The sequence below is a fragment of the Pseudocalidococcus azoricus BACA0444 genome, from assembly GCF_031729055.1.
GTDB lineage: Bacteria > Cyanobacteriota > Cyanobacteriia > Thermosynechococcales > Thermosynechococcaceae > Pseudocalidococcus > Pseudocalidococcus azoricus.
On the sequence record NZ_JAVMIP010000002.1, the window covers coordinates 417,662 to 441,923 of the forward strand.

The window sequence follows — 24,262 nt, forward strand, 5'->3', positions numbered from 1 at the left end:
CGATTCGTTGGAGAGAGGGGAAACTGTAACGAAAATTTAGTGAAATCTCCGTAAGAACAGTGAAAATTAGAGAGACGGCAAATAATTTAGGGCAAGGCTGGGATGAGGGTTGATGGACAAATACAGTAAAAATTTTCCCCAGGCCGCGTTAAGGTCAAATTAATTTTGGACATCTTTAAGGATATTTTCATAGTTGCAATTGGATGACCAATTGAGTTGAGGGGTAGAGGCGCATCTCAAGGCTTTTAGAGGGGTTTAGGCAGCTTCATTCCAGATGCCCAGGCCAGGCAGACTAGCCCCAGCAGTCGAGACATTTCTTTAAGGTTTTTTTAATCCCCCTCCTCTTAACCTGATCTTTACGAAATCCGGGTATCGTCAAGCCTGTGAAGTAGGTTTAGATTTTCGTGATTGTATCCCTTTTTACAGAATCTCCCCAATGTTTCTGATTCTGGGCACTTCACACTTGATGTTTTTTGGTGTTTGAGGATCATGATCTTTAAAGTAAATTCATCTCGATTCCTGGCCACACTGGCCGGCTTGACCATGAGTATTTCCTTGGTGGCCTGTGGCGGCGGTCAAGAAACAACGGGTACGGGTGAATCCACCTCCCCGGTCTCAGGTCAGGTTGCTCTCAGTGGGGCAGGTGCGACTTTCCCGGCTCCTCTCTATCAGAAATGGTTTGCTGATTTTAATCAAAAGTATCCGAACATCACCGTGGCTTATCAATCTGTAGGTAGCGGGGCTGGAGTCCAACAATTTACCCAAGGTACGGTGGACTTTGGGGCCAGCGATGTGGCCATGAAAGACGATGAGATTGCTAAGGTCTCCCAGGGTGTGGTGATGCTACCCATGACGGCTGGGGCAATTGTGATGGCCTATAACCTCCCTGAAGTTAAGGAACCAGTTAAATTATCCCGGCAATTACTCACTGATATTTTACTGGGGAAAGTTAAAACCTGGAATGATCCTGCTATCGCAAAAGATAATCCGGCGGTGACATTTCCTGAGAAACCCATCCAAGTGGTCTATCGTTCCGATGGTAGTGGCACAACTGGAGTGTTTACGATGCACCTGGCGGCTGCTAGCCCAGAGTGGAAAGAAAAAGTTGGCGAAGGCAAAACTGTCCAATGGCCGGTGGGTGTGGGGGCCAAAGGGAATGAGGGGGTGACTGCCCAGATTCAACAAACTCCTGGCTCGATTGGCTACATCGAATACGGTTATGCCAAACAAAATGGCCTCTCGATGGCAGTTCTCCAAAACAAGTCGGGTGAATTTATTGAGCCAACCCCAGAAGCCTTTACCGAAACGTTGGGGGCAGTGGAGTTACCGGATAACTTGCGAGCCTTCATTGCCGATCCGGAAGGGGCAAAGTCCTATCCGATTGTCAGCTACACCTGGATTTTGGCCTACAAAGAGTACAGTGATCCTGAGAAGGTAAAAGCTTTTAAAGCAGCGATGGAGTATGGCTTAACCACCGGACAACAGGATAGCGCGGCCTTGGGGTATATCCCCTTACCAGAATCTGTTGTGACCCGTGTGAAAACCGCGCTAGAGACAATTAAACCCTAGGAACCGTTTATGACGACTTCTCTACCCCAGGCCCCGCCCATTGCCCAACCGCGGACTCCCCAAGAAAAATTTGTGGATCGCGGTTTTATTTGGTTGACCCGCATTTGTGCCTATGGGATTGCCCTCTTACTGCTGTTTATTGGTCTTCGAGTAGCCATTGAAGCAGGTCCGGCGATCTCACAGTTTGGCCTGGGGTTTCTGGTGACGGAAAGTTGGAATCCGGTGACGAGTGTTTATGGCGCATTACCTGTGATTTATGGAACTTTCGTCACCTGTGCCATTGCCCTCTTATTGGGGGTGCCGATTGGGGTGGGAACTGCAATTTTCCTCAGTGAAAACTTCATCCCGGTGGCGGTACGAACTGTTCTAGTCTTTTTGATTGAACTGTTGGCAGCCATTCCCAGTGTGGTTTATGGGCTTTGGGGTATTTTTGTCTTGATCCCAATTTTGCGAGATTTTGGTGGTTGGCTCCACAATGCGGCCGGGTGGTTTCCTCTATTTTCAACCCAACCGACTGGGCCTGGCCTGCTTCCGGCTGGGGTGGTTTTAGCGATCATGATTTTGCCCATTATTACGGCGATTTCTCGGGATTCTTTGGCTTCTCTCCCCCCCGAACTGCGGCAAGCCTCCATTGGCCTGGGGGCAACTCGGTGGGAAACAATTTTTCGGGTCTTGGTACCGGCGGCATTTTCAGGGATTATCGGGGCGATTATTTTAGCCTTAGGGCGGGCGATGGGTGAAACGATGGCCGTGACGATGTTGATCGGCAATTCCAATCAGGTGAATATTTCCCTGTTTGCACCTGGGAATACGGTGGCCTCCCTCTTAGCTAGTCAATTTGCCGAAGCCAGCGGCTTACAGGTTTCAGCCCTAATGTATGCCGGATTAGTTTTGTTTTTCATGACCTTTGTGGTGAACGTGATTGCCGAGTTGATTGTCATGCAAGTCAAAAAGTTCTAGGTCGTTGTGCTGTGGCGTAATCTGACTGAATAAATTTATAAATTTCCTGACTCTGTTTAATTGAGCTTATCTGCCCTTTCCCCCCTTGCACCTATGACCGCTGTTTCTGCCTTTGACAAAAAGTTTACCAGCCGGACACTCTTTAGTTGGGTGATGACCTTCTTGACTGGCCTGTGTGTTGTGATGGCGGTTGTTCCCTTGATTGCGGTTTTGGCTTATGTGATTTGGCAGGGTGGAAGTCGGTTTAGTTTGGCCTTGTTCACAAAATTGCCGCCGCCGCCGATGGTTCCGGGTGGAGGTTTTGCTAATGCCATTGTTGGAACTATTACGATGGTCGGCATGGCGGTTGCTATCAGTTTGCCGATTGGGATTGGAGCGGCTGTCTTTTTATCGGAGTTTGCCCCAAAGTGGGTGGCCCGTTGGATTCGCTTTGCCACAAATATTTTGAACGGTGTCCCTTCGATTATTGTCGGCGTGTTTGCCTATGCGGCCTTGGTTGTTCCCTTAAAGACTTATTCTGCTTTTGCCGGTGCGGCGGCCTTGGCGGTGTTGATGCTGCCAACCATTATTCGGACAACGGATGAGGCCTTGTTAATTGTTCCTCAAGATATTCGCTGGGCTTCGGTGGGCCTGGGAGCTTCGGGGTATTGGACGACCTTACGGGTAATTTTACCAGCGGCGGCTCCGGCAATTATTACGGGAACGACTTTAGCGGTAGCGCGGGCGGCGGGAGAAACGGCTCCTTTAATCTTTACGGCTTTGTTTACTCAGTTTTGGAGTCAGAGTTTATTGGCCCCTACTGCTTCCTTGGCTGTGTTGATTTATAACTTTGCGATTGTGCCCTTTAAAAATCAGCAAGAATTGGCCTGGGCCGCTTCGTTTTTATTAGTCATCCTGGTTTTAATTACTAGCATCATCTCTCGTTTGGCCACCCGCCGCCGTTAACTGTTCTGTTTGGGATTTATTGCTTATGACTTCCGCTCATCCTGTTGCTGAAACTGCCGTAGAAACTCGTAATCTTAATGTCTACTATGGCTCCTTTTTAGCTGTCCAAGAGGTTTCGATTAAAATCCCGAAGCAGCAAGTGACCGCCTTTATTGGCCCCTCGGGTTGCGGCAAGAGTACCATTCTTCGCTGTTTTAATCGCTTAAATGATTTAATTGATAGTTTCCGGGCTGAGGGAGAAATTCTCATTGATGGGCAAAATATCAATTCGACCCAAGTGGATCCGGTGGAATTGCGGCGGCGAATTGGGATGGTGTTTCAAAAGCCTAACCCTTTCCCTAAATCTATTTATGACAATGTGGTTTATGGGGTGCGGGTGAATCGGCATAAAGGAGATTTGGATGAAATTGTCGAGCGCGCACTAACCCAGGCCGCATTGTGGGATGAGGTCAAAGATAAGTTAAAAACCAGTGGCTTGGCTCTTTCTGGGGGGCAACAACAACGCTTATGTATTGCGCGAGCGATTGCGGTTCAGCCAGAGGTGGTGTTGATGGATGAGCCTTGTGCGTCGTTGGATCCGATCTCGACCCTGAAGGTGGAAGAGTTAATCAATGAGTTAAAGCAGTCCTATACGATCATCATCGTGACTCACAATATGCAGCAGGCAACCCGTGTTTCCGATATGACGGCCTTCTTTAATGCCACGCTTTCGGATAAGGGGAAACGGTATGGCTATTTAGTGGAGTATGACCAAACGAAAAATATCTTCCACAGTCCGCAACAGGAAGCAACTCAGCAGTACGTCAGTGGTCGGTTTGGTTAAGGCGAATTATCCCGGTGTTTGACTAGTTCTTGCTATTTGGTACTCATCCAGTTGGGGCCGGGGTGGGCTTCGACAACGAGGGGAATAGACAAGGGAATCGCTTGGGCCATCGTGGTTTCGATTCGGGGTTGGAGTTCCTGCCACTCATGTTTGGGCATTTCCATAACTAATTCATCGTGAACTTGCAGCAAGATTCTGGCCTGGTAGGGGTGGAGGGCCTGGTTGAGTTTAATCATGGCCACTTTAATTAAATCGGCACTGGAGCCTTGGATTGGCGCATTGGCCGCTGCCCGCAGTTGTCCGCGTTCAAAGTTAGACATTTTGAGTTTGTTGGTGTCAATTTCGGCTAGTTCGAAAATGGGTTTGCCTTGGAGTTTTTTAAGTTCGGGACTATCAAAATTAAAATATCGCCGCCGTCCTAAAATCGTTTCAACATATCCTAGAGCCAGTGCTTCATATTCCATTTGTTGTAAGTAGGAAAACACTTGAGGATAACGGTCATAGAATTTCTGAATAAAGTCTTTTGCGTCATTTAGTTTCACACCAGCTTCTCGGGAAAATCGTTGCGCGCCCATGCCATAGATCACGCCAAAGTTAATGATTTTAGCCAGTCGTCGTTCTTCTGGAGTAATGATTTCTTTTTCCAGCAACAACTGCGCCGTTAAGGTGTGGACATCCTGTTGATTTTGATAAGCCGTAATTAAGCGGGGTTCCTGACTGAGATGGGCGAGAATCCGTAACTCAATTTGAGAGTAATCAGCGGACACTAAAATCCACTCCGGTTCAGGAATAAAGGCGGCCCGAATTTGGCGGCTAAACTCGGTGCGGATGGGAATATTTTGCAGATTTGGATTGGAAGAGGAAAGGCGGCCGGTGGCGGTAATGGCCTGGTTGAAATCCGTATGAACACGGTGGGTATCGGGTCTGACTAGTTCCGGTAGGGCATCCACATAGGTTGATTTCAGTTTGGCTAGGGTGCGATGTTCTAAAATCAGGTCAATGATCGGGTGATCCCCTTGGAGTTTTTCGAGGGTGGCGGCATCGGTAGAATAGCCCAGTTTGGTTTTACGGGTTTTCTTGATATCCAGGCCAAGGGTATTAAATAATAACTGACTTAACTGCTTGGGAGACCCTAAATTAAAATCAAATCCCGCCAGTTCATAGGCCTGGGTTTCTAGTTGATGGAGTTGGTGATTAAGTTGTTCCGAAAGTTGTTTAAGATAGTCCACATCAATCCGAATCCCGACGGTTTCCATGGCCGCTAAGACGGGTTCTAAGGGCAGTTCAACTTGGGTGAGTAATTCTAATAGTTTGGGAGTTTGACTCAGTTCTTGGCGGAGGGGATCAACGAGTAAATAGGTCGTATAAACATCCAGGCCACAGTATTGAGCCACTTCAAAAATACTAACATCAGCAAGAGATTGGCCTTTACTGACAAGTTCACTGTAGGTTAAGGCTCGGATGGGTAAATAGCGACTAGAAATATCCGTTAAATTATGACTACCTTCCGGGTTGATCACATAACTGGCCAGCATTGGGTCAAATACAACTCCGGCTAACTCAATTCCCTGAAACTGTAAAACTAACCGATCATATTTGGCATTTTGGAGAACCTTTGGATATTTCGGGTCGCTTAAAATCGGTTGAAGTTTTGCTAACGTTTTGGCTAGTTCTAAGTTTGGCCCGGTGGTATGTCCAAGGGGAAGATAGGCCATTTGATCCAGGCCAGGCCCCCAACAACAGCCAATTCCGACTAATTGAGCATCCCGAGGTGAGAGAGAGGTGGTTTCTGTATCCCAGGCCACGGGTTTATCCAGATCCGTTTGATCCTGCAAAATTTCCAGCAGTTGGTCTAGTTTATCGGCACGATCAATAATTTGAACCTGTAATTTCGGAGCTTGAGATTGACTTGTATCGTCCGCTGAAAAAAACCAATCGTCCCCACTGGTTGCTGATCCTTCGGCTGGCTCGGCTGGGACTGATTCACCGCTAACTTTCTCATGGAGATTTAGTAATGAGGCTTTAATTGCCCGAAATTCCAGTTTTTCCAGCAGTTCATTGAGGGTGGGCCAATCAAAATTTCCTAAGACTAAATGGGCTAAATCCACTTCAATCGGGACATTCAAGGCAATTTGGGCCATGAATTGGGAGTGGCGGGCCGAATCTAAGCCTTCTTTGAGTTTCTTTTGGGTAGCCCCCTTAATCTGATCCAAATGGGCATAGATATTTTCTAGGGTTTCAAATTGCTCAATTAACTGAACGGCGGTTTTGGGGCCAATCCCACGCACGCCGGGAATATTGTCGGAGGTATCCCCACAGAGGGCTTTATAGTCCACCACTTGGGCCGGCCAAACGCCGAGCTTATTTTTGACATCTTCTGGGCCAAACTCCTTGGCAGCAGTGGTACTTTTAGCAAAGGCTGAACTGAGATGGAGAACTGAAATCCCTTTTTCTGGATCAATCAGTTGAAATAAATCTTGATCGCCACTGACAATTTTGACCTTTAATCCGGCTTGGCTGGCCTGTTGGGCAACGGTACCAATCACATCATCGGCTTCATACCCGGGAGAGACTAAAACCGGAACACTCAAGGCCTGAAGGAGCAGTTGTAAGTTTTCTAGGTCTGGCTCAAAATCAGCCGGGGTTTCTGGTCGGCCGGCCTTGTAGGTGCTATCGGCTTGATGGCGGAAGGTTGGCCCCCCTAAATCAAAAGCAACGGCGAGGTGATCGGTTTGCTCGGTCTGGATGACTTCGAGGAGGGTTTTCAAAAAGCCAAAGCTGATGCTAGTCGGAATGCCCGTCGAAGTTCGCAGGCCCCCATCCCGTCCCTTGGCAAAGGCATAGTAGGAACGAAAGGCCAAGGAATGCCCGTCAACTAAAAGTAATGTGGAGTTGGGGATCGTCATTGATAGGTACTTCCATCGGGCATCGTGGCATCGGTAAGATTGGCATCCAAGAGCAAGGCACTGCTAATTTCGGCCCGGATTAAGTTGGCTCCGGTTAAATCAGCCCCGGTTAAGTCGGTGCGGGCTAAATAGGCTTCAATGAGGCGCGCTTCTTTTAAGGTACTGCCCCGTAAATTGGCCCGGCGTAGATCCGCTTTGGTAAAAATGGCCTGGGTGAAGTTGGCTTTTTCCCCAATGATTTGCTCCAGATGGGCATTGGAAAAGTTGGCCTGGTAGCAGTCGGCCTGGAAGAAATCCGCTTCTTGGAGTTGGGCCCGATCAAATCTAGCTTCCCGTAAATTCGCCCAGGCCAGGCCGGCTTTCTTCAGATTTGTATCCGTTAAGCGCGTCATTTGGCAATAAGCCCGTTCCAGGTTTGCTCCGATTAAATCGGCTCCCCGTAAATTTGCTTCCTTGAGATTAGCCCCCGTCAAATTCACCCGGGCCAGATCCGCTTCGGCCAAGTTCGCACTCTGAAAATCAGCCTTTTCCAGATCCGTTCCCCGCAGGACAGTCCGTTCTTGATAGTTATCTTTGCGTAAGTTTGCCCCCCGTAAACAGGCCCCGACAAACCGTGTACTACTCAGGTTGGCTTGGCGTAAATCGGCCTCAATTAAGTTGCAATCGGTCAAGTCGGCCAAGGTAATATCGGCCCCCACTAAGATGGCTTTTTCTAAACTGGCCCCGTGTAAGTTAGCCTCTTGGAGTCGGGATTCCGTCAAGTCGGCCTGGGTTAGGTTCGCCCCCCGTAAATCGGCCCCCGCTAAATTGGCCCGTCTAAAATTGGCCCGTCCCAACAAGGCAAAGGAAAGATTGGCCCCACAGAGATTACTTTCACTGAGATCAACCCCGATTAAATCCACCCCCGCCAGTTGTATTCCTGCCAAGTTGGCCTGGGAAAAGTCAGTTTGGCCCGCGGCATAATAGTCCAAAAGTTGTGCGGCCTCTAAATTACTCATTGCCGTTCTCAACCATCATTGGGGCGGGGAAAAAAGACACAGGTGGCATCCTCATCGCTATCCTCACTGACCACAACAGTTTCCAAGTGGGGCATGGGCGCGGCCTGGACTACGGCGATCTGGGGCGGAGTTGCTGGGGGGCGGGGGATTGGGGGCACAGATAGGATGCCATAGCGTTGGTAAATTGGCTGAATCGTGCGTAAAAGGCGGTCGGCGGCAGCGAGGTAATCCTGAGTCGGTTCTAGGCCCTGGGCTACCCCAATAACCCGTTTTTTGAGCAGATCATAACTGGGATACTGGACAAACAAATCGGCTAAGAGGTCGGTTAAGACCAAGCTGTAGATTTCCTGCCAATCGGCGGCATAATTCAGGTCGGGCTGATGATACAGGGTCGCAAACACCAAAATCTTAACCCGCAGTGGCGTAATGTAACGGGTGACATCGTGGCGTAAATCAAACCAAAGCGTAGCAGGCATCGCCGGGGTTGCGGGGGGCGGACTGGTAGCCGGGGCTGGCATGGTAAGCAGAGGTGAGGTGTTGGCGACTTCGGTTTGCCCATAGAGGGGAAGGAGGACGGTTAATATTTGTCGGGCAATGGGTTTATAGGCCTCTATTTTGTTCAAACTGGCCAGCAGCCGCTTAATTGCCTTATCCAGGAGAGGGGCCTGGGGATATTGTTTCAGGTTAGCTAAAACCAATTGACTCATCGGGATTTCAGCCAGTTTTGTTGGGGCCTGACGCGGCCATTTGCGGGTAGCGGTAGCAAACAAAAATTTTCGGATCCGCAGAGTTTGTGAGTCTTGCTCTAGGGCCTGGATCGCCTGTTGGAGATGTTTGGCGTTCATGGATCGGGAGTTGGCCTAGTGCAGAGCGGATAATTTTTTGATCATAAACCGAAATGTTTTGGGTTGCTGGATTTGCGTATATCGCGTTACACAAACTGCTCTGGAGTCAGAAAGGCTTGCAAAACGAATGCCAATATTCCTAGGGCCACCTACGCCAGGACTCGTAACACACTAGCAACCTGATTCACAGAGATCAGACTTTTAATTTCATCCAAGGCCTGGCGAAACTCTCCTTCGCAGACGTGATGGGTAACGACCACAACTTCAGCTAAATCATCCTTAATGCCAATCTGTACTAGGGATTCCAGACTCACCCCATAGTTCCCAAAACAAGTGCCTAATTTTCCGAGAACCCCTGGATGATCTTCCGCTAAGAGGCGAGCATAGAAACGGCTAGAAACCTGGGCTAAGGGCACAATAGGACAGTAATGATCATGGGTACAGGTTAAGAGCGGATGACTTTGATTTCCCATCGGTAAAAGCGCAGCAATGTTAATTAAATCAGCCACCACTGCACTCGCAGTTGCCCCAGCCCCGGCCCCCGGCCCATAAAACATCACTTCTCCGAGGGGTTCGCCAGCAATTAATACGGCATTATGAACCCCATTCACACTGGCTAAGGGATGATCTAAGGGGACTAAAGTGGGATGGACGCGCAGTTCTAATGCATTGTCAGCTTGGCTAAAATCTCGATGAGCAATGGCGAGGAGCTTAATTACAAATCCCAACTTATCAGCATAGGCAATATCTACGGCAGTGACGGAACGAATCCCTTGGCAATAGACTTCATCACGGGCAATCCGGCCGCCAAAAGCTAAGGAAGCCAAAATGGCAATTTTATCGGCGGCATCCAGGCCATCAATGTCGGTACTGGGGTCTGCTTCGGCATAGCCTAGTCGTTGGGCATCGGCCAAAATCTCGGCAAAGTCGCCCTTTTCCTGCTGCATCCGGGTCAGGATATAGTTGGTTGTCCCGTTGAGAATCCCTGTGACCGTGTGAATCCGATTTGCGCCGAGGGATTGTTTCAGGGGTTGAATCACAGGAATTCCACCCGCCACAGCCGCTTCGAGCATCACATAGACCCCGGCCTGATTGGCGGCGGTAAAAATTTCGTCCCCAAACCGAGAAATGACCGCTTTATTGGCCGTGACAATATGTTTCCCTTGGGCAATGGCTTCTAGGATCAAAGTCCGGGCTGGCTCCAGACCCCCTAAGAGTTCCACCACGATGTCAATTTCTGCATCTTGGACAATACTCTGCAAATCTGTCGTTAAGATTTCTGGGGGGAAGTTCACTGGCCTGGGCTTGTCAAGGTCGCGCACACCGACTTTTTTAATTTGCAGCTCTTGCAGGAGCGGATGACGCTGTTCCGGGGTTAATAAGACCTGTGCGACACCTCCCCCCACAGTTCCCAGGCCCAAAATCCCCAATTGATACACCACGATGTCTTTACCCAGATAGCGATTCTTCCCTTTAATTGTAAAGTTAGAGCCTGATCAATTGCTCGAGAGGCTTAGAAGTTCTTTTACCCGAGTCCGCACCCAGGCCAAGACATCTTTTTGCTCCATTGTTTTAAAGAGTCCTAATTCTTCAAGTTTCTGTTGAACTGGATCGTAGAGTTCTCTCTCACTGATCATTTCCTGAGTCACAATTTCAGCAAAATAGGGCGCAACTTTAAGAAGGGTTTCTAGCTGGACTTTGGGAATGACAAAAATATGACAATCTGTTAGGGCGCGAGCATCAACAATATAGGGAAAATTGAGGAGAACAGGGACTTCCCCAAACATTTCGCCGGCCTGGTAAACCTTAATGCGCCGATTTAGTTTATGGGAAAAAGATTCAATTTCACCAGACAGTAGGACATACATCGCATCGGCTGCTTCACCTGCCTGAAATAGGATCGAATGTCGGGACAAAAACTTACGATACCCAGATTGAATGATTTGCAGCACACTCAGTTCATTACAGGTTTGAAAATAAGGAATTCGGTGTAAGCATTCTCGGAGACTATAGTTGGGGAGTGTTTCACTGCAAGTAGAACTATCCAGGCCTGGGTCATGATTGTTATGATTCAGCTCGCCGAGCGGTGAGGCCAAGAATTCTGGAGAAATTGGAGTGGGCGGGCGGAGAGTTTCTGGATTTCGGAACCAAATATCTTGTTGGGGAAAAGGAATTTCAATACCGGCCTGGCGAAAATAGTAATTGATCGTAAAATTTAAGGAACTTTTAATCGTTAAAGCATTATCAATCCGATCCACCCAGGCCCAGACTTCAAATTCTAAGGCACTGTCGCCAAAGCCCTTAAAAATCACCCGTGGGAGAGGTTCACGTCGGACAGCCGGATGTTTATGGACAGCATACAGTAAGGTTTCGGTTACTAACACCGGATCAGAACGATAAGCGACAGTAATAGGTAAACGAATACGTCCAGAAAAGTCGCGATAACTCCAATTTAAAACTTCATTCGTGGTCAACGTGCTATTGGGTAAAATGACATCGCCCCCGTCCAATGTAGTAATAATAGTTGAACGCATGGATATTTCTTTGATGTACCCCGTCAGTCCACTAAATTCCACATAGTCGCCCACTTGTAATTTATTTTCAACAAGAAGAGTCACACCACTGACAATATTTTTAGTCAGGTCTTGCAAGCCAAAGCCAATCCCCACCCCTAAGCCCCCTAAGACCACAGCTAAGGAGGTAATGTCCAGGCCATAAACCTGCAAGATAATCACAGCAATGATTGCGCCCAAACCATAGGTAAGTAAGGTGGAAATCACCACACTATTGCCACGACTAATCCCTAACTTAACCAATAACCAATTGCGGAGAAACTTTTTACAGTAAATGATGCCTAGTCCCAAAAGTACCAGGGTTAAGGCTAAACTGATGATCCAAGCAATCGTAATTGTTTGATTGCCCAGCTTAAAAATTGCCCGATCCCAGATATGCAAAAAATCACTGATACTCATCTCCATGCTCCAGATCTTCTCTAAGACTTGAATGCCCGATCAATCACTCCCATAGCCCAGTTATCCCGAGAAACATCATCTGACAAAGGCTCTTCTCACCCAATCAGAACCTAAGCTACATCTAACTCTCTTGAACTCCACCTCATCTAAAACAGAACCCTAGTTTTGAGCTTAATCTCCAGGCCCTTGATTACATCTTGACCCATTGGAATCTGATGACATTCGAGCAGGTAAGTAAAGAATTTCTTGACCGAGGTTTTGACTTGGCTTTCTAAGTCCCCCGTATGTCCACAATGCCAGTGCCGGAATTGACTACAGACCATCCCCCGCCGAATCTGACTAAAATCGGTGACTTGGCAATCCCAACAGAGATAGTCAATCAGCATCCCGATGACGGCCATATGTTGGCGAATAGTTCGCGGCCGCAGACGCTGGAGCAAATAGGCCTCAAATTGCACCTGATATAACTCTAATTCGGCTCGAAATAACCCAGTGTTTGCACTATCGTCCAGTCGCGCTTGGATAGTTTTGAGATTAATCGGCATATCAGAGTCTACTTAATTTCTCGAACCACAGGTTGATCATTAACGAGTTCACCCACAAAAATTCGCGTTGCCAGGCCAACAAAGAGACCATTTTCAACTACACCAGGGATATTATTAATTGTTTTCTCTAACTCGGCGGGATCGTGAATGGTGGCAAACTTGACATCAATCACCATGTTGCCTTGATCTGTAATCACCGGCCCGTCTTTTTTCACCCCCATCCGCAACACGGGTTCACCCCCCAGATTGGTCAAAGCACGGGTGACAGGACTCAAGGCTAATGGCAACACCTCCACCGGCACCGGAAACGTTGACCCCAATTCAGTCACCAGTTTGGAGCTATCCACCACGACTAAAAATTCTTCCGCCAGGCCATCGACAATTTTTTCCCGCGTATGGGCTGCCCCGCCCCCTTTGATCAAAACCTTGTCCGGATCCACCTCATCGGCTCCATCAATGGCAATATCAATCCGCTCCACATCGTCCAGAGTAACCAGCGGAATGCCGTAAAGTTTAGCGAGAACACTGGCCTGGAACGAGGTGGGAATCCCGACAATATTGCTGAGTTCCCCGGACTTGAGCCGCTCCCCCAAAAACTGAATCACAAACGCGGTTGTCGAACCCGTTCCTAGGCCAACCACCATCCCCGATTTCACCTCTTGGGCCGCGGCCTGGGCGACTGCTTGCTTCATTAATGTCACGGATTCTGCACTCATGGGGACTCCTTGAACTTCAGATTTGCAGGTGATGTTAACGCGTTTTTATTGTCTCAGGTCAAGGGACAGGCCAACTCCCCAGGCCCCAAAAATCGCAGTAGATTATAGCTGGCGGGGTAGAGGCAGAGTATGCTGGCAAACCAAGATAGTTCTGGGGATGATATTCAGGGGCGCAAAGCAGATCACTTGCGGTTGTGTTTGGATGATGCCGTTGCCTGTGAGGGAGTCACCACTGGCCTGGAACAGTATCGCCTCCGCCATGTGTGTCTGCCGGAGATTAACTTCTCGGATGTGAATTTGGCAGTGACCTTTCTCGGCCATTCACTGGGTGCGCCACTGCTCATTTCTTCCATGACCGGGGGAACCGATTTAGCTAAGACAATCAACCGCCGACTAGCCCAGGCCGCCCAAAAATTTCGGATACCGATGGGAGTGGGGTCACAACGGGTCGCCTTGGAAAAACCGGATTTGGCCAATACCTTTGCGATTCGCGATGTTGCCCCGGATGTGCCGCTGTTTGCCAATTTGGGGGCGGTCCAGTTGAACTATGGTTGTGATACGCGGGCCTGTGAAAAAATTATTTCCTTGATTGCGGCTGATGCCTTGATTTTGCACTTGAATCCCCTCCAAGAAGCAGTCCAAAGCCACGGTGATCGCAATTTTGCCCGCCTGTTACCCAAAATTAGCCAACTCTGTTTAGAACTCCCAGTACCCGTAATTGTCAAAGAGGTGGGGAATGGCATTTCTGGGGAGATGGCCGCAAAACTCCTCCAGGCCGGAGTGGCAGCCATTGATGTGGCCGGGGCGGGGGGAACCTCTTGGGCGAAAGTCGAGGGGGCGCGGGGACAGGATTGGCGACAACAACGTTTAGGGCAAACCTTTGCAGACTGGGGGATACCCACTGCTGACTGTTTAGTGGCGATACATCAACAATTTCCGACTGTGCCTCTAATTGCCTCGGGGGGAATTACCCATGGCCTGGATGCGGCCAAAGCAATTGCCTTAGGTGCGTCATTGGTGGGGTTAGCCCGGCCCTTGTTACAAGCCGCCTATGAATCCGAAGCCTGTTTATTTGATTTAATTGACATTCTCCAGGCCGAGATCGCTACGGCCCTATTTTGCACCGGAAATCCTACCATTCCCCAATTCCAGGCTGCTGCTTGTTTAGAGAGCGTTTCAACTTAGGCAAGGACAAATCTCGGCTTCCTATTCCGATAGGGGCGGAGTTTGGGCTTCCAACAAAGGTTCTAATTCCAGGTATTGAGGGGACTCTGGCTCAGGTTCCGCTAATTGCCAGGGGTCTAAAATATCCTTAATGATAATTTCTGTAAATAAAATCTGTCCCACCAGCAACAAGGGCAAGGCCAAGAGCAAGCCCATAAACCCGAGGAAAAGGGCAAAGGTCAACTGGGCCAAAAGAGCCATGGCTGGTAAAACTTCGACCTGCTGGGCCATGACCACCGGCACTAAAAGGTACTGCTCCAACTGCTGAATCACAATATAGGCCACAAACACCGCCCCCGCTTTCCAAGGATCATCCACAAAGGCAATTAACATCGGTGGAATTAAGCTCAAGACGGGGCCGATGGTCGGAATGGCCTCAAAAATTCCTGCTAGGACTGCATTCGCAAACACCAATCGTACCCCCAGCACCGCCAAGGTCAAGCCACAAACCACCCCAATGGCGATCATATTGATTCCCGTCCCTGTCAACCAGGCCAGGAGTTTGGCTTCACAGAGGGTGAGAATATTGTCTATACGGCGGCGATAAAAGGCCGGAAAGAGCCGAATGAACCCTTGGCGATAGGGCTGAGGATTGATCACCAACATCACCGTTAAGACCAAGACCAGCAAGAGGTTTAAAAACACGGTCAAGGTATTGGAAAAGAGGGCAAAAAAGTTGCCAAAAATTTCTTCTAAAAACGGTTGAAGTTGGCTGACTAATCGTTCTGGTAGCGCTTGATCCTGTCGTCCCAGGCCGGGAATAACCGTACCAGCTTGATCTAACCAAGTTTCCAGTTGGGCCACCCCTTTCGGAGCAAGCGTAGCAATTTGGCGAAATTCCTGGAGAAACGGCGGCACAATCAGGACAAAAAATCCCAAGACTAGCCCCAAGGCCACCAGAATCGTCAGGGGGAGAGCTAACTTAGCTTTTAATCCCCAGGCCTGGAGTTGTCGCTGCATCCGATTGAGGGCGGTGGCCAAGACTGCGGCCAAAAAGACCAGTAAAAGCACTTGGCGAATTTCCCAGAGGACATACAGACAAACTAAGGTGATAATTAACCCCAGCCATTGCCCCAACTTCATAGTGATTGCTCCTCAATCGTTAAAAATAATGCAATCCACAAGATACCTTCAGAATATAATAAAAATTACATACTCTACTGTGCCGATAACTTTAAAATTGAAGAACTTCTGCCTAAAATATGAGCTATACCCACAACTATATCTGTCAGTATCTAAAAGAGATTAAAATCTTTGTCAGGATGACATTTGAGCAACTAGAGCAACGGATTGAATGGGGAAAGACTTGGCATAAAAGCAAGCAATAAAAACTTGAAAAAGTGAAAAAAGAGTCAATTGGGCTGGTGAGATAAAGCCATCTCAACTAAATCTGGAAAGCCAGATCCTCTTAGCTTGATTTACTTAAGGCAAAACCTATCATTTCAAGTCTTGGGATGACTGTTTCAAGTTAACGAATCAATAGCACGCCATATCTTTAATGATTAGTAACTATTACTGCTTTGACTGCTAGACAAAAGGGTATTCTTCAATGCTATTGACCCTATATATCAGTCTGTCTTCATTTGTGAGAATAACTGATCATTAAAAGCCTTGGTAAAGAATCCCCCCTCTTTGATCCTAGGATGAAACCAAAACTTTGCAGGGATAGATAATTCTAGGCTATTCTCACGAATCATTACTGTTTGCTATATGGACTGGCTAGATGGCGATTAGGGAGAATACAGCTAGAGTTAGCTGAACCTAAAAAACTGGTGAGCCTATGATGGTAATTAAGGGATATACATCGGCAATGAGCTGACAATAGCAGCCGAAAAATATTGAACGCGATCCTCATGTTTCATATCCATAGTTATCTCAACATCACGGGCGTTTAACTAAGACTTCATATCACCATTTAAGTTTATAGATATAAAAATCTTGCTGTAGTTTGATGGCCTATTTCATCCGCAGTTTTAATCAATTCGATTGATGTAGGATAATTCATGACTTATGGGAGTTAGTGAACCAGAGTTGTCCTGACTCCACCAGTTTTAGAGGTGAAGCCAGTTGTTCTTAAATTTTTGATAGTTTTTACCAAGGCTGGAATACTAATTATTTGTATCAGTTGGCTGCTAATTACCTAAGTTGGGACTCCAATAACTAGTGTAAAGAAAATATTTTTTTGTTAATTTACTCACAAAAAATGCCCCCTGAAAAAATCTAGGAGGCATGATCAGCAATTAAAAATTAAGCAGGTCTTAGAATAAGCCAAAGGTCAAGGACTTATCAATGGGTAAGCAAGCGCCAATACCTAACCAGATTGTTACCAAGGTTCCAAAGAGGAATACAGTAGTGGCCACAGGGCGGCGGAAGGGATTTTGAAACTTGTTGACATTCTCAATAAAGGGAATCAAGATCAAGCCCAAGGGGATGAACCCATTCATCAAGACTCCTAAGAGCTTGTTGGGGACAACTCGGAAAATTTGGAAGGTAGGGTATAGATACCATTCCGGCAAAATCTCCAAGGGGGTCGCAAACGGGTTAGCGGGTTCACCAATCATGGCCGGGTCTAAAACCGCCAGGCCAATGCATAGGGAAATAGAACCCATGATCACAACTGGGAACATATAGAGCAAATCATTGGGCCAGGCCGGTTCGCCATAATAGTTATGGCCCATCCCTTTTTTAAGCTTGGCCTTCAGAGCGGGATCATTGAGATCCGGTTGTTTAACAATCTTAGCCATAGGTGATAACGTTCTCCTTTCGCGCACCAGCAGGGGGCAGTCAGTGTTTTGAATCAATATTGGTTTTGATAACTTCCTCGATCATAAAAGCAGATCAGGGAAAAAACTGTTACCCACGGAACTGTTACCAAAACTTTATGCCATCCAGCAGGAGAGGGCAGATATTGGGTCTAGAGGGGGCCAGAAATGCCTTGTTTGCGGATCATCAAGAAGTGCATCAGCATAAAGACGGCAATTGACCAGGGCAAAACAAAGGTGTGGAGGCTGTAGAAGCGGGTTAAGGTACCTTGACCAACACTCACGCCACCGCGCATCAGTTCCACCAGTTGATCACCGACAAAGGGAATTGCAGCCGGAATCCCAGAGACGATTTTGACGGCCCAGTAGCCAACTTGATCCCAGGGGAGAGAGTAGCCAGTCACCCCAAAGCTGACGGTGATCACGGCTAAAACCACGCCCGTGACCCAGGTTAATTCCCGCGGTTTCTTAAAGCCACCAGTCAAATAGACCCGGAAGACATGCAAAATCATCATCAAAACCATCATGCTGGCTGACCATTTATGGACAGAGCGGATCAACCAACCAAAGTTGACCTCGTTCATGATGTACTGGACGGAGGTAAAGGCTTCAGCGACCGTTGGCTTGTAGTAGAAGGTCATGGCAAAGCCAGTCGCAAACTGCACTAAAAAACAGGTGAGGGTGATTCCCCCTAGGCAGTAAAAAATGTTAACGTGGGGAGGCACATATTTGGTTGAAACGTCTTCGGCAATTGCCTGAATTTCGAGACGTTCATCGAACCAATTGTAAACTTTATTCATATCGGGGATGAGTCCTGAAAACCGTATGCTTCATGAGAAATGTAACACAATCTGAAGAAATTTTCTGGGCATAGGCAGCAAGGAGGACTCAAGGAATGGGGCGCGGTTTTCGGCACTACAGCTTAGGCTTGATTTTGGGGATTTTGGGCTTGGCCTGGGCCTGGTTTGGAGTTAGCTCAACCGCCTTGGCCCTGACCACAGAGCAGAAACTCTACAACGAGGCCTGGAAAATTGTCAGTCAGTCCTATGTGGATGAGACTTTTAATGGCCAAAATTGGTGGAATGTGCGTCAAGAGGCCCTTCGCCAGCCCCTGGAAACTCGCGAGGCCACCTATGAAGCAATCCAAAAAATGTTGGCCAGTTTAGGAGATCCCTTCACCCGCTTGTTACGCCCAGCCCAGTACCACAGTCTGCAAACTAGCACTACCGGAGAATTGACAGGGGTAGGTCTGCAAATTGCCTCAGAACCAGACACGGGCTATTTACAAGTGATTGCCCCAATTGCTGGCTCTCCAGCGGCGGCGGCAGGATTGTTACCCCAAGATAAAATTCTGAAAATTGACGCGACTCCCACCCCAGAGTTAACCCTTGATGAAGCCGCAGAACGAATGCGGGGGGAAGTTGGCTCCACGGTGGTTTTAACGGTTATCCACCCCCAGGGGGATCAACAGCCGATTGAAATTCCGGTTAAGCGGGATCACATTACCCTCAATCCGGTGATAAGCCAACTCCAAACTGCCCCCACGGGCGCAAAAATTGGTTATGTTCGGCTGACCCAATTTAATGCCATGGCCACGGACGAGATGCACCAGGCCCTGAGTCAGTTAGAAAAACAAGGGGTAGATCGCTATGTCTTAGACCTACGGAATAATCCGGGGGGCTTGCTCCAGGCCGGGGTCGAGATTGCAGAACTCTTTATCGAGCCGGGGGTGGTAGTTTATACGGTGGATCGCCAGGGGGTATTAGGTAGTTTCACGACCACCCATCAACCGTTGACGAAAGATCCATTGGTGGTACTAGTCAATCAAGGCACTGCCAGCGCCAGTGAAATTTTAGCCGGGGCATTGCAGGACACGGGGCGGGCCCAGTTAGTAGGTGAACAAACCTTTGGCAAAGGCTCCATTCAATCCTTGTTTAATCTGTCCGATGGATCGGGATTAGCGGTGACGATTGCCCACTATGAAACCCCGGCTCACCATGACATCAATAAGATTGGCATTGCCCCAGATCTGCGAGTCCCTCTAACCCCCATTACCCAAGATCAAGTCGCGACAGATGCCGATAGTCAGTACCAAGCGGCGTTGAAAACTTTGACATTACACAATAATATTTAATTATTTAAGCATATAATACTTAATTAATCGTTAATACACGATTTTATAGAGGATTTTTTATGAGATTTGTAGGAGTTGATATAGTAAAGCACATTTTTGCATTAGGAGTAATTTGGTTACATGTGAAATCCGAATCCCGCTACTCCAAAGATGTTAGTGATTTAATTAATATTATTGGAAATTATGTAGATGGTGCTGTTATTGGCTTTTTTCTTATTTCTGGCTTCTTCTTTAAGGGTGCTTCTGATTGCAAAATTCAGAGTTTAGTGAGTTTCTTTAGGAAAACCTTTATGAGACTTATGATACCTTTTTTTATATTTTCTTTTATTTATGTATCTGCCTTATATTTACTTGGAAAGTACAACCTTGACAACGGTTTAATATCGATTCTGAAGCTTCAGGGTCCAATGCAGATGTACTTTCTTTCATATTTATTTTTTATTTTGAATGCATTATTTATATGTACATTATTACTGAATTTATTCAACATAGATTCAAAATATTTCTTCTTAATCCTGGCAGTAATAGCTCTAATTTGTTCTCAAGTTTACCCAGTTGAATCATCTGCAGGTCCCAACCTATTAAATATCCCATTGTATATTTTTTGTTTTTCATCAGGACAAATGCTTAAATACTCATTTCCAAAAAATATTAAATCATTTTACTTCTATGCTTTTGCACTTAGTTCTTTATTCTTGGCTATGTCTCGATTTGATCACCGCTTTTTAGATGTTTCAATTGTTTTTGTCCTGTTTACACTTGGAATCTACATATCTTACTCGAAAGTACTTTCAAGCTTCACTGCTCCGGGAAGTGGTGGTGTTTATCTTTTACATGCTCCTATTACGATTTATGTTGTTTCTCTTGCATTGACAAAAATCAGTGTTTTTGGTTTTTTAAACGCTGTTCTATCTGTTATTCTGACATACTTAATCTGTCTATTCATTACGCTTAGTGTTCGTCTTCATCTGCCAAAATTGTCGTTTCTTCTACTTGAGTAGAACTTTAGTCGGAGTACTTTTCCTGAGATGTTGTTGAGATGTTACCTAGTCGGACGTATCATGATCCTCTTCACGGAGCCATTACCCTGGATGGAAGTGATCCGGTTGAAAAACTCCTGATTCGCTTAATTGATACCCCGGCCTGTCAACGCTTACGGCGAATTCGGCAGTTGGGAACAGCCAGCTTAACCTTTCATGGGGCGGAGGCTTCTCGCTTTACCCATTCCCTGGGGGTGATGCAGATTGCCCGGCGGGCTTTTGACCGATTGGCGAAACGATATTCAGAACTACGTCCCTATCGTCCTCAGGTGTTGGTGGCGGCCCTATTACATGATTTAGGCCATGGCCCCTTCAGTCATACCGCCGAAGAGATTTTTCAGGGACAGCATGAGCATTGGACTAGGCGGATTTTTCTGGAATCCTCGCCCCTGCGCCAGGCCTTGGATGAATTTCACCCCCAGTTAGCCACAGACCTAGAGAAAATTTATCTAAAGCAGTTTCCGATTCCGCTGGTTTGGCAGTTAGTCACCAGTCAGCTAGATTGTGACCGCCTAGATTATTTAATGCGCGACAGTTACTTTACCGGGGCTTCCTATGGGCATTTAGATCTCGACCGCATTTTAATGGCGATGGATTACGACCCGGTCTCCCAAGAATTAACGGTGAACCAAAAGGGGTTAGCGGCGATTGAACATTATTTGTTTGTCCGTTATTTCATGTATGCCCAGATTTACAATCATCCCAAAAACTTAGCGGCGGCCTGGGGGTTAGAACAAGCAATTTCTCGAGCTAGGGAGTTATTTGGGGTTGGCCAAGTTTGGGCGGATGGGGTGATCGGGGCCTGGTTAACTCAAAACAACCAGGAGTTATCCCTGGAGCAGTATTTAGGGGCAGATGATATTACCCTGGTTTACCATCTCCAGGCCTGGCAGCACCATTCAGATGCAATTTTGGCGGATCTCTGTCGGCGGTATTTAGATCGTGACTTGCTCAAGGCCTGGGATATCAGTAACTTGTCAGACTCGGGGCAACAGAGCAAACTCACTCAAGCTAGGGAATTAGCTAAACGGTTCGACCTTGACCCCGCCTATTATGTGACGATCCGGACAGCTGTGAGTCGGGGTTACACCCTCTATAACAAGGGGATTAAGGTCAAAAGTCCTAGGGGCCTGGTGGATATTAACCAATGCTCTAGCCTGGTGATGACCTTGACTCAACCATTAACAAAACAATATTTGCTCTATCCACGGGAGATCGAGGCTGATCTCCAAAGGAGTCCCTAAGAACGGCTGGAGAATCTGCACGGGAGGAAGAGAGGAACTGGGCCTATTTCCGTTTGCCTTTAACCCGCTGTTCTTTTTGTTCCCGATCTAAACGCCGCCGATCTCGCCATTCCGCAAAGGTTAAATAGCTAATGCCGCCGGTAATCGCCAGGAGCAGGCCCAGGGCAACCAAGATCAGGACATTAACAACTGAAGTTTCCACAAGCAATTAAAGATTTAGCCCCACTTACATGCCGTGACGGCCCCAAACAACGAGGGCAATGGAAACGGTAAAGAGTCCTAAAACACCAACCCAACCCAAGGAAAGAATATCCATAACGACCCTTGACTAACTTTCTAGGCGTTAACAACAGCCCCCATTTTAACTCAGGTTGGCTATGGGTAATACCGAGAAAATCCCGACAAATTAGGGTTGTTCTGGGGTTGAGACCACATCGGGTAAGGGCCGTTGCCAGCGATAGAGCCAGAGCAGACCTCCCAGGCCAATCAGAATAAACACGAGGCTCATGACTTGGGCAATGCGTAGGGGCCCCAGCATTAAACTATCGGTACGCAGGCCTTCAATCCAAAGCCGGCCAGCCCCATATCCCAAGGCATAGATAAAAATAAGGGTTCCTGGCCGGGCCTGGGGAAACCGAAAAAATACCCAGAGCAAAATCCCCAGTAGCCCCAGGTTCCAAATGGATTCATAGAGAAAGGTGGGATGAAAGGAGTCAAATTGACGTAGGTTGGGGGGGCGGCGGTTGAGGGGAATGTAGAGCTTCCAGGGTAGGTTGGTTGGATCCCCAAAAGCCTCAGAGTTGAAAAAGTTGCCCCAACGGCCCATGGCCTGGCCCAAAATCAGGGAGGGCGCAATCACGTCTAATAACTGCCAGAGGGAGATTTTACGGAGCTTACTAAAAATCAGGGTTGCCACCAGTCCCCCGAGAATGGCCCCATGAATGGCGATGCCCCCCTGCCACACTTGGATAATCTGTTCAGGGTGCTGGTGGTAATAGTCCCACTCAAAGGCAACGTAATAGAGGCGGGCGGCGGGGACGGCGGACAGGACTAACCAGATGGCTAAATCAGGAATTAAGTCCGGATCCAAGTGGCGGCGGCGGGCCAGATGTTGGGAGAGCCAAATACCGATAAATACAGCGGTGGCAATAATGACTCCATACCAGCGCAAGGTGAGGGGGCCGAGGTGAATCAGGGGGCCGGGGGAGGTAAAAAGAAAACTGACAAGGGGTGACATGGGTCTATTCTAGGAGGGTAGGCTGGAACTATTATGGGGCTGTCATGCGTCCCCAAGATTAGATTTTGGGCGTTGGTTGAGGTGAGTTGTCATGCCAGGCCAGGAACAAAAACGGATACGCGGCTGGGGGTGGGGTCTGGGCCTGGTGGCGTTGGTGGCCATTGGTGGCACGGCCTGGTGGACATTTCAATCGCAAGCCCCGCAGAGTGTTGCCCCCACGCCAACTAGTTCTCCGGCAGTAGTCTCTGGACAGGTAGAGCTTTACTGGTTAAACGCGGATGGGACTGGCCTGGTGAAAACCCCCCTGAACTTGGGGCCGATTCCAGAGAATGCCAGCACTGTAGAGGTTCTAACCGCCGGATTTAGCCAACTGTTATCCGGGCCTGATGCACCGACCTTGACCACCACGATTCCGGCTGGAACAAAGCTAGAGACTCTGGACGTTAAGCCCGATGGCATTTATATTAATTTATCTAAGGAATTTAAAGAGGGGGGTGGAAGTACCTCCATGCAAGGGCGATTAGGACAGGTGCTATATACGGCAACCAGTTTAAATCCAACTCAGCCGGTCTGGTTATCCGTCAATGGTCAGCCCCTAACGGTTTTGGGTGGCGAGGGCCTGGAAGTTAAACAACCCCTAACGCGGGCTGAATTTGAACAATCATTTGCCCTGACTCCTTCAAAAACTCAGGAATAACCGTTAATCTGGTTCAATAGAGCCTCTGGGCGTTAGGGTCACACTTCAACGGGACTGACATTTGTTTTTGACACTTTCTCTGTATTTGATACCAGGCCAAGGTTGTGGCATCCACTTCAACTGAGACACAGCTTTGATTAGGAGGCATTCGGATTTTGGCTTTAGTGAAAAAATCTTCCCCTAAGGGGGGTATATCTGAAGTATCAATGTCTTCATCAGTCATGGCATCAATCCTAGCCCAATCGGTTTTGGAGATATTGCTCGTAGTATCTGCCTTCATGCTTTAGTACTCTCTATATCTCAATAACACCTGCTATTAATTTCCAACAAGGAACTTCCCCATCCCATCCTTGAGGTGCCCAAGGCATACTCAAACTTACTGTAACTAAATAATTTCCTGTAGGTTTATACCCCGAGTTTAATTTTTGACAAAAACAGGATCAGTTATTTTTGCATCTTGTAATATTTGCCCTGTCGCTGTGTTGAGACAACCTCGCCATCCTGAGCCTCCTGATGTACTTTTCTTGATTACAGAAAGGCTACTTGTTTGAACTAACTGCAAGGTATGACGTTGATTAAAGGGCAGTAATTTTACAGCATTTTTCATGACTAGTTGGCACAGTAGCAACAGTGGGTAAAATAATT

General features: G+C 47.7%; 23 protein-coding genes and 1 pseudogene. 9 read left to right on the plus strand and 15 right to left on the minus strand.

Annotated features, from left to right (window positions below):
- The first annotated feature begins 489 nt into the window (after positions 1-489).
- The 4 genes from pstS (at position 490) to pstB (ending at position 4,297) form a co-directional block, all read left to right on the plus strand.
- On the plus strand, positions 490-1,569 hold the full coding sequence (gene pstS, locus RIF25_RS04495; protein WP_322877353.1) for a phosphate ABC transporter substrate-binding protein PstS: 1,080 nt from the start codon (positions 490-492) through the stop codon (positions 1,567-1,569).
- A 9-nt stretch (positions 1,570-1,578) separates the two neighbouring features.
- Entirely contained in the window at positions 1,579-2,529 is a 951-nt protein-coding gene (pstC, locus tag RIF25_RS04500; RefSeq protein ID WP_322877354.1) for a phosphate ABC transporter permease subunit PstC, read from the plus strand.
- Positions 2,530-2,622: 93 nt separating this feature from the next.
- Positions 2,623-3,474 carry a phosphate ABC transporter permease PstA gene (pstA, locus tag RIF25_RS04505; RefSeq protein WP_322877355.1) on the plus strand — a complete coding sequence of 284 codons (852 nt, stop codon included), beginning with the start codon at positions 2,623-2,625 and terminating at the stop codon, positions 3,472-3,474.
- Between the two features lie 25 nt (positions 3,475-3,499).
- Positions 3,500-4,297 (plus strand): phosphate ABC transporter ATP-binding protein PstB, encoded by a 798-nt coding sequence (pstB, locus tag RIF25_RS04510; RefSeq protein ID WP_015126145.1) that lies wholly within the window; start codon positions 3,500-3,502, stop codon positions 4,295-4,297.
- 32 nt (positions 4,298-4,329) lie between these two features.
- Here pstB and polA read toward each other — a convergent pair whose 3' ends face one another.
- From polA to rpiA, 7 genes are all read right to left on the minus strand, one after another.
- Positions 4,330-7,203: a DNA polymerase I gene (polA, locus tag RIF25_RS04515; protein WP_322877356.1), complete on the minus strand. Its 2,874-nt coding sequence runs from the start codon at positions 7,201-7,203 to the stop codon at positions 4,330-4,332.
- The gene (locus tag RIF25_RS04520) at positions 7,200-8,201 is read right to left on the minus strand and encodes a pentapeptide repeat-containing protein (protein WP_322877357.1); all 1,002 of its coding nucleotides are present in this window, start codon (positions 8,199-8,201) and stop codon (positions 7,200-7,202) included. The genes polA and RIF25_RS04520 overlap by 4 nt, the downstream gene beginning before the upstream one ends.
- An 8-nt stretch (positions 8,202-8,209) precedes the next feature.
- Positions 8,210-9,046 (minus strand): hypothetical protein, encoded by an 837-nt coding sequence (locus RIF25_RS04525; protein ID WP_322877358.1) that lies wholly within the window; start codon positions 9,044-9,046, stop codon positions 8,210-8,212.
- Positions 9,047-9,195: 149 nt separating this feature from the next.
- Positions 9,196-10,488 (minus strand): homoserine dehydrogenase, encoded by a 1,293-nt coding sequence (locus tag RIF25_RS04530; RefSeq protein WP_322877359.1) that lies wholly within the window; start codon positions 10,486-10,488, stop codon positions 9,196-9,198.
- A 54-nt stretch (positions 10,489-10,542) separates the two neighbouring features.
- Entirely contained in the window at positions 10,543-12,018 is a 1,476-nt protein-coding gene (locus tag RIF25_RS04535) for a mechanosensitive ion channel domain-containing protein (protein WP_322877360.1), read from the minus strand.
- Between the two features lie 146 nt (positions 12,019-12,164).
- Positions 12,165-12,563 (minus strand): hypothetical protein, encoded by a 399-nt coding sequence (locus tag RIF25_RS04540; RefSeq protein WP_322877361.1) that lies wholly within the window; start codon positions 12,561-12,563, stop codon positions 12,165-12,167.
- A gap of 8 nt (positions 12,564-12,571) precedes the next feature.
- Positions 12,572-13,279 (minus strand): ribose-5-phosphate isomerase RpiA, encoded by a 708-nt coding sequence (rpiA, locus tag RIF25_RS04545; RefSeq protein ID WP_322877362.1) that lies wholly within the window; start codon positions 13,277-13,279, stop codon positions 12,572-12,574.
- A gap of 129 nt (positions 13,280-13,408) precedes the next feature.
- On the opposite strand from rpiA, the gene fni reads away from it, so the two are divergent.
- Positions 13,409-14,464, plus strand: coding sequence for a type 2 isopentenyl-diphosphate Delta-isomerase (gene fni / locus RIF25_RS04550; protein ID WP_322877363.1), 1,056 nt, complete (start codon positions 13,409-13,411; stop codon positions 14,462-14,464).
- A gap of 21 nt (positions 14,465-14,485) precedes the next feature.
- Here the strand turns inward: fni and RIF25_RS04555 are convergent, their stop codons facing one another.
- From RIF25_RS04555 to petB, 3 genes are all read right to left on the minus strand, one after another.
- The gene (locus RIF25_RS04555; protein WP_322877364.1) at positions 14,486-15,586 is read right to left on the minus strand and encodes an AI-2E family transporter; all 1,101 of its coding nucleotides are present in this window, start codon (positions 15,584-15,586) and stop codon (positions 14,486-14,488) included.
- Between the two features lie 1,175 nt (positions 15,587-16,761).
- Entirely contained in the window at positions 16,762-17,247 is a 486-nt protein-coding gene (petD, locus tag RIF25_RS04560) for a cytochrome b6-f complex subunit IV (RefSeq protein ID WP_015126155.1), read from the minus strand.
- A 170-nt stretch (positions 17,248-17,417) separates the two neighbouring features.
- Positions 17,418-18,065, minus strand: a complete 648-nt coding sequence (petB, locus tag RIF25_RS04565; protein ID WP_322877365.1) for a cytochrome b6 — start codon at positions 18,063-18,065, stop codon at positions 17,418-17,420.
- A 95-nt stretch (positions 18,066-18,160) separates the two neighbouring features.
- Between petB and ctpA the strand changes: the two genes are divergently transcribed.
- Genes ctpA through RIF25_RS04580 form a run of 3 tightly spaced genes read left to right on the plus strand, consistent with a single transcriptional unit; the run spans position 18,161 to position 21,683 of the window.
- Positions 18,161-19,399, plus strand: a complete 1,239-nt coding sequence (gene ctpA, locus RIF25_RS04570) for a carboxyl-terminal processing protease CtpA (protein WP_322877366.1) — start codon at positions 18,161-18,163, stop codon at positions 19,397-19,399.
- 59 nt (positions 19,400-19,458) lie between these two features.
- Entirely contained in the window at positions 19,459-20,400 is a 942-nt protein-coding gene (locus tag RIF25_RS04575; RefSeq protein ID WP_322877367.1) for an acyltransferase family protein, read from the plus strand.
- Positions 20,401-20,438: 38 nt separating this feature from the next.
- Entirely contained in the window at positions 20,439-21,683 is a 1,245-nt protein-coding gene (locus RIF25_RS04580) for an HD domain-containing protein (RefSeq protein ID WP_322877368.1), read from the plus strand.
- A gap of 43 nt (positions 21,684-21,726) precedes the next feature.
- On the opposite strand, the gene RIF25_RS04585 is transcribed toward RIF25_RS04580, so the two are convergent.
- From RIF25_RS04585 to lgt, 3 genes are all read right to left on the minus strand, one after another.
- Positions 21,727-21,885, minus strand: a complete 159-nt coding sequence (locus RIF25_RS04585; RefSeq protein ID WP_322877369.1) for a hypothetical protein — start codon at positions 21,883-21,885, stop codon at positions 21,727-21,729.
- Between the two features lie 24 nt (positions 21,886-21,909).
- A complete protein-coding gene (gene petN, locus RIF25_RS04590) occupies positions 21,910-21,999 on the minus strand; it encodes a cytochrome b6-f complex subunit PetN (RefSeq protein ID WP_015126161.1) in 90 nt (29 codons plus the stop codon).
- Between the two features lie 90 nt (positions 22,000-22,089).
- Positions 22,090-22,920 (minus strand): prolipoprotein diacylglyceryl transferase, encoded by an 831-nt coding sequence (gene lgt / locus RIF25_RS04595; protein ID WP_322877370.1) that lies wholly within the window; start codon positions 22,918-22,920, stop codon positions 22,090-22,092.
- Between the two features lie 91 nt (positions 22,921-23,011).
- Between lgt and RIF25_RS04600 the strand changes: the two genes are divergently transcribed.
- Positions 23,012-23,617 (plus strand): GerMN domain-containing protein, encoded by a 606-nt coding sequence (locus RIF25_RS04600; RefSeq protein WP_322877371.1) that lies wholly within the window; start codon positions 23,012-23,014, stop codon positions 23,615-23,617.
- Positions 23,618-23,630: 13 nt separating this feature from the next.
- Here the strand turns inward: RIF25_RS04600 and RIF25_RS04605 are convergent, their stop codons facing one another.
- Together RIF25_RS04605 and RIF25_RS04610 are read right to left on the minus strand one after the other, a co-directional pair.
- On the minus strand, positions 23,631-23,897 hold the full coding sequence (locus RIF25_RS04605) for a hypothetical protein (protein WP_322877372.1): 267 nt from the start codon (positions 23,895-23,897) through the stop codon (positions 23,631-23,633).
- 138 nt (positions 23,898-24,035) lie between these two features.
- A pseudogene (locus RIF25_RS04610) lies at positions 24,036-24,262 on the minus strand (hypothetical protein); the annotation flags it as partial.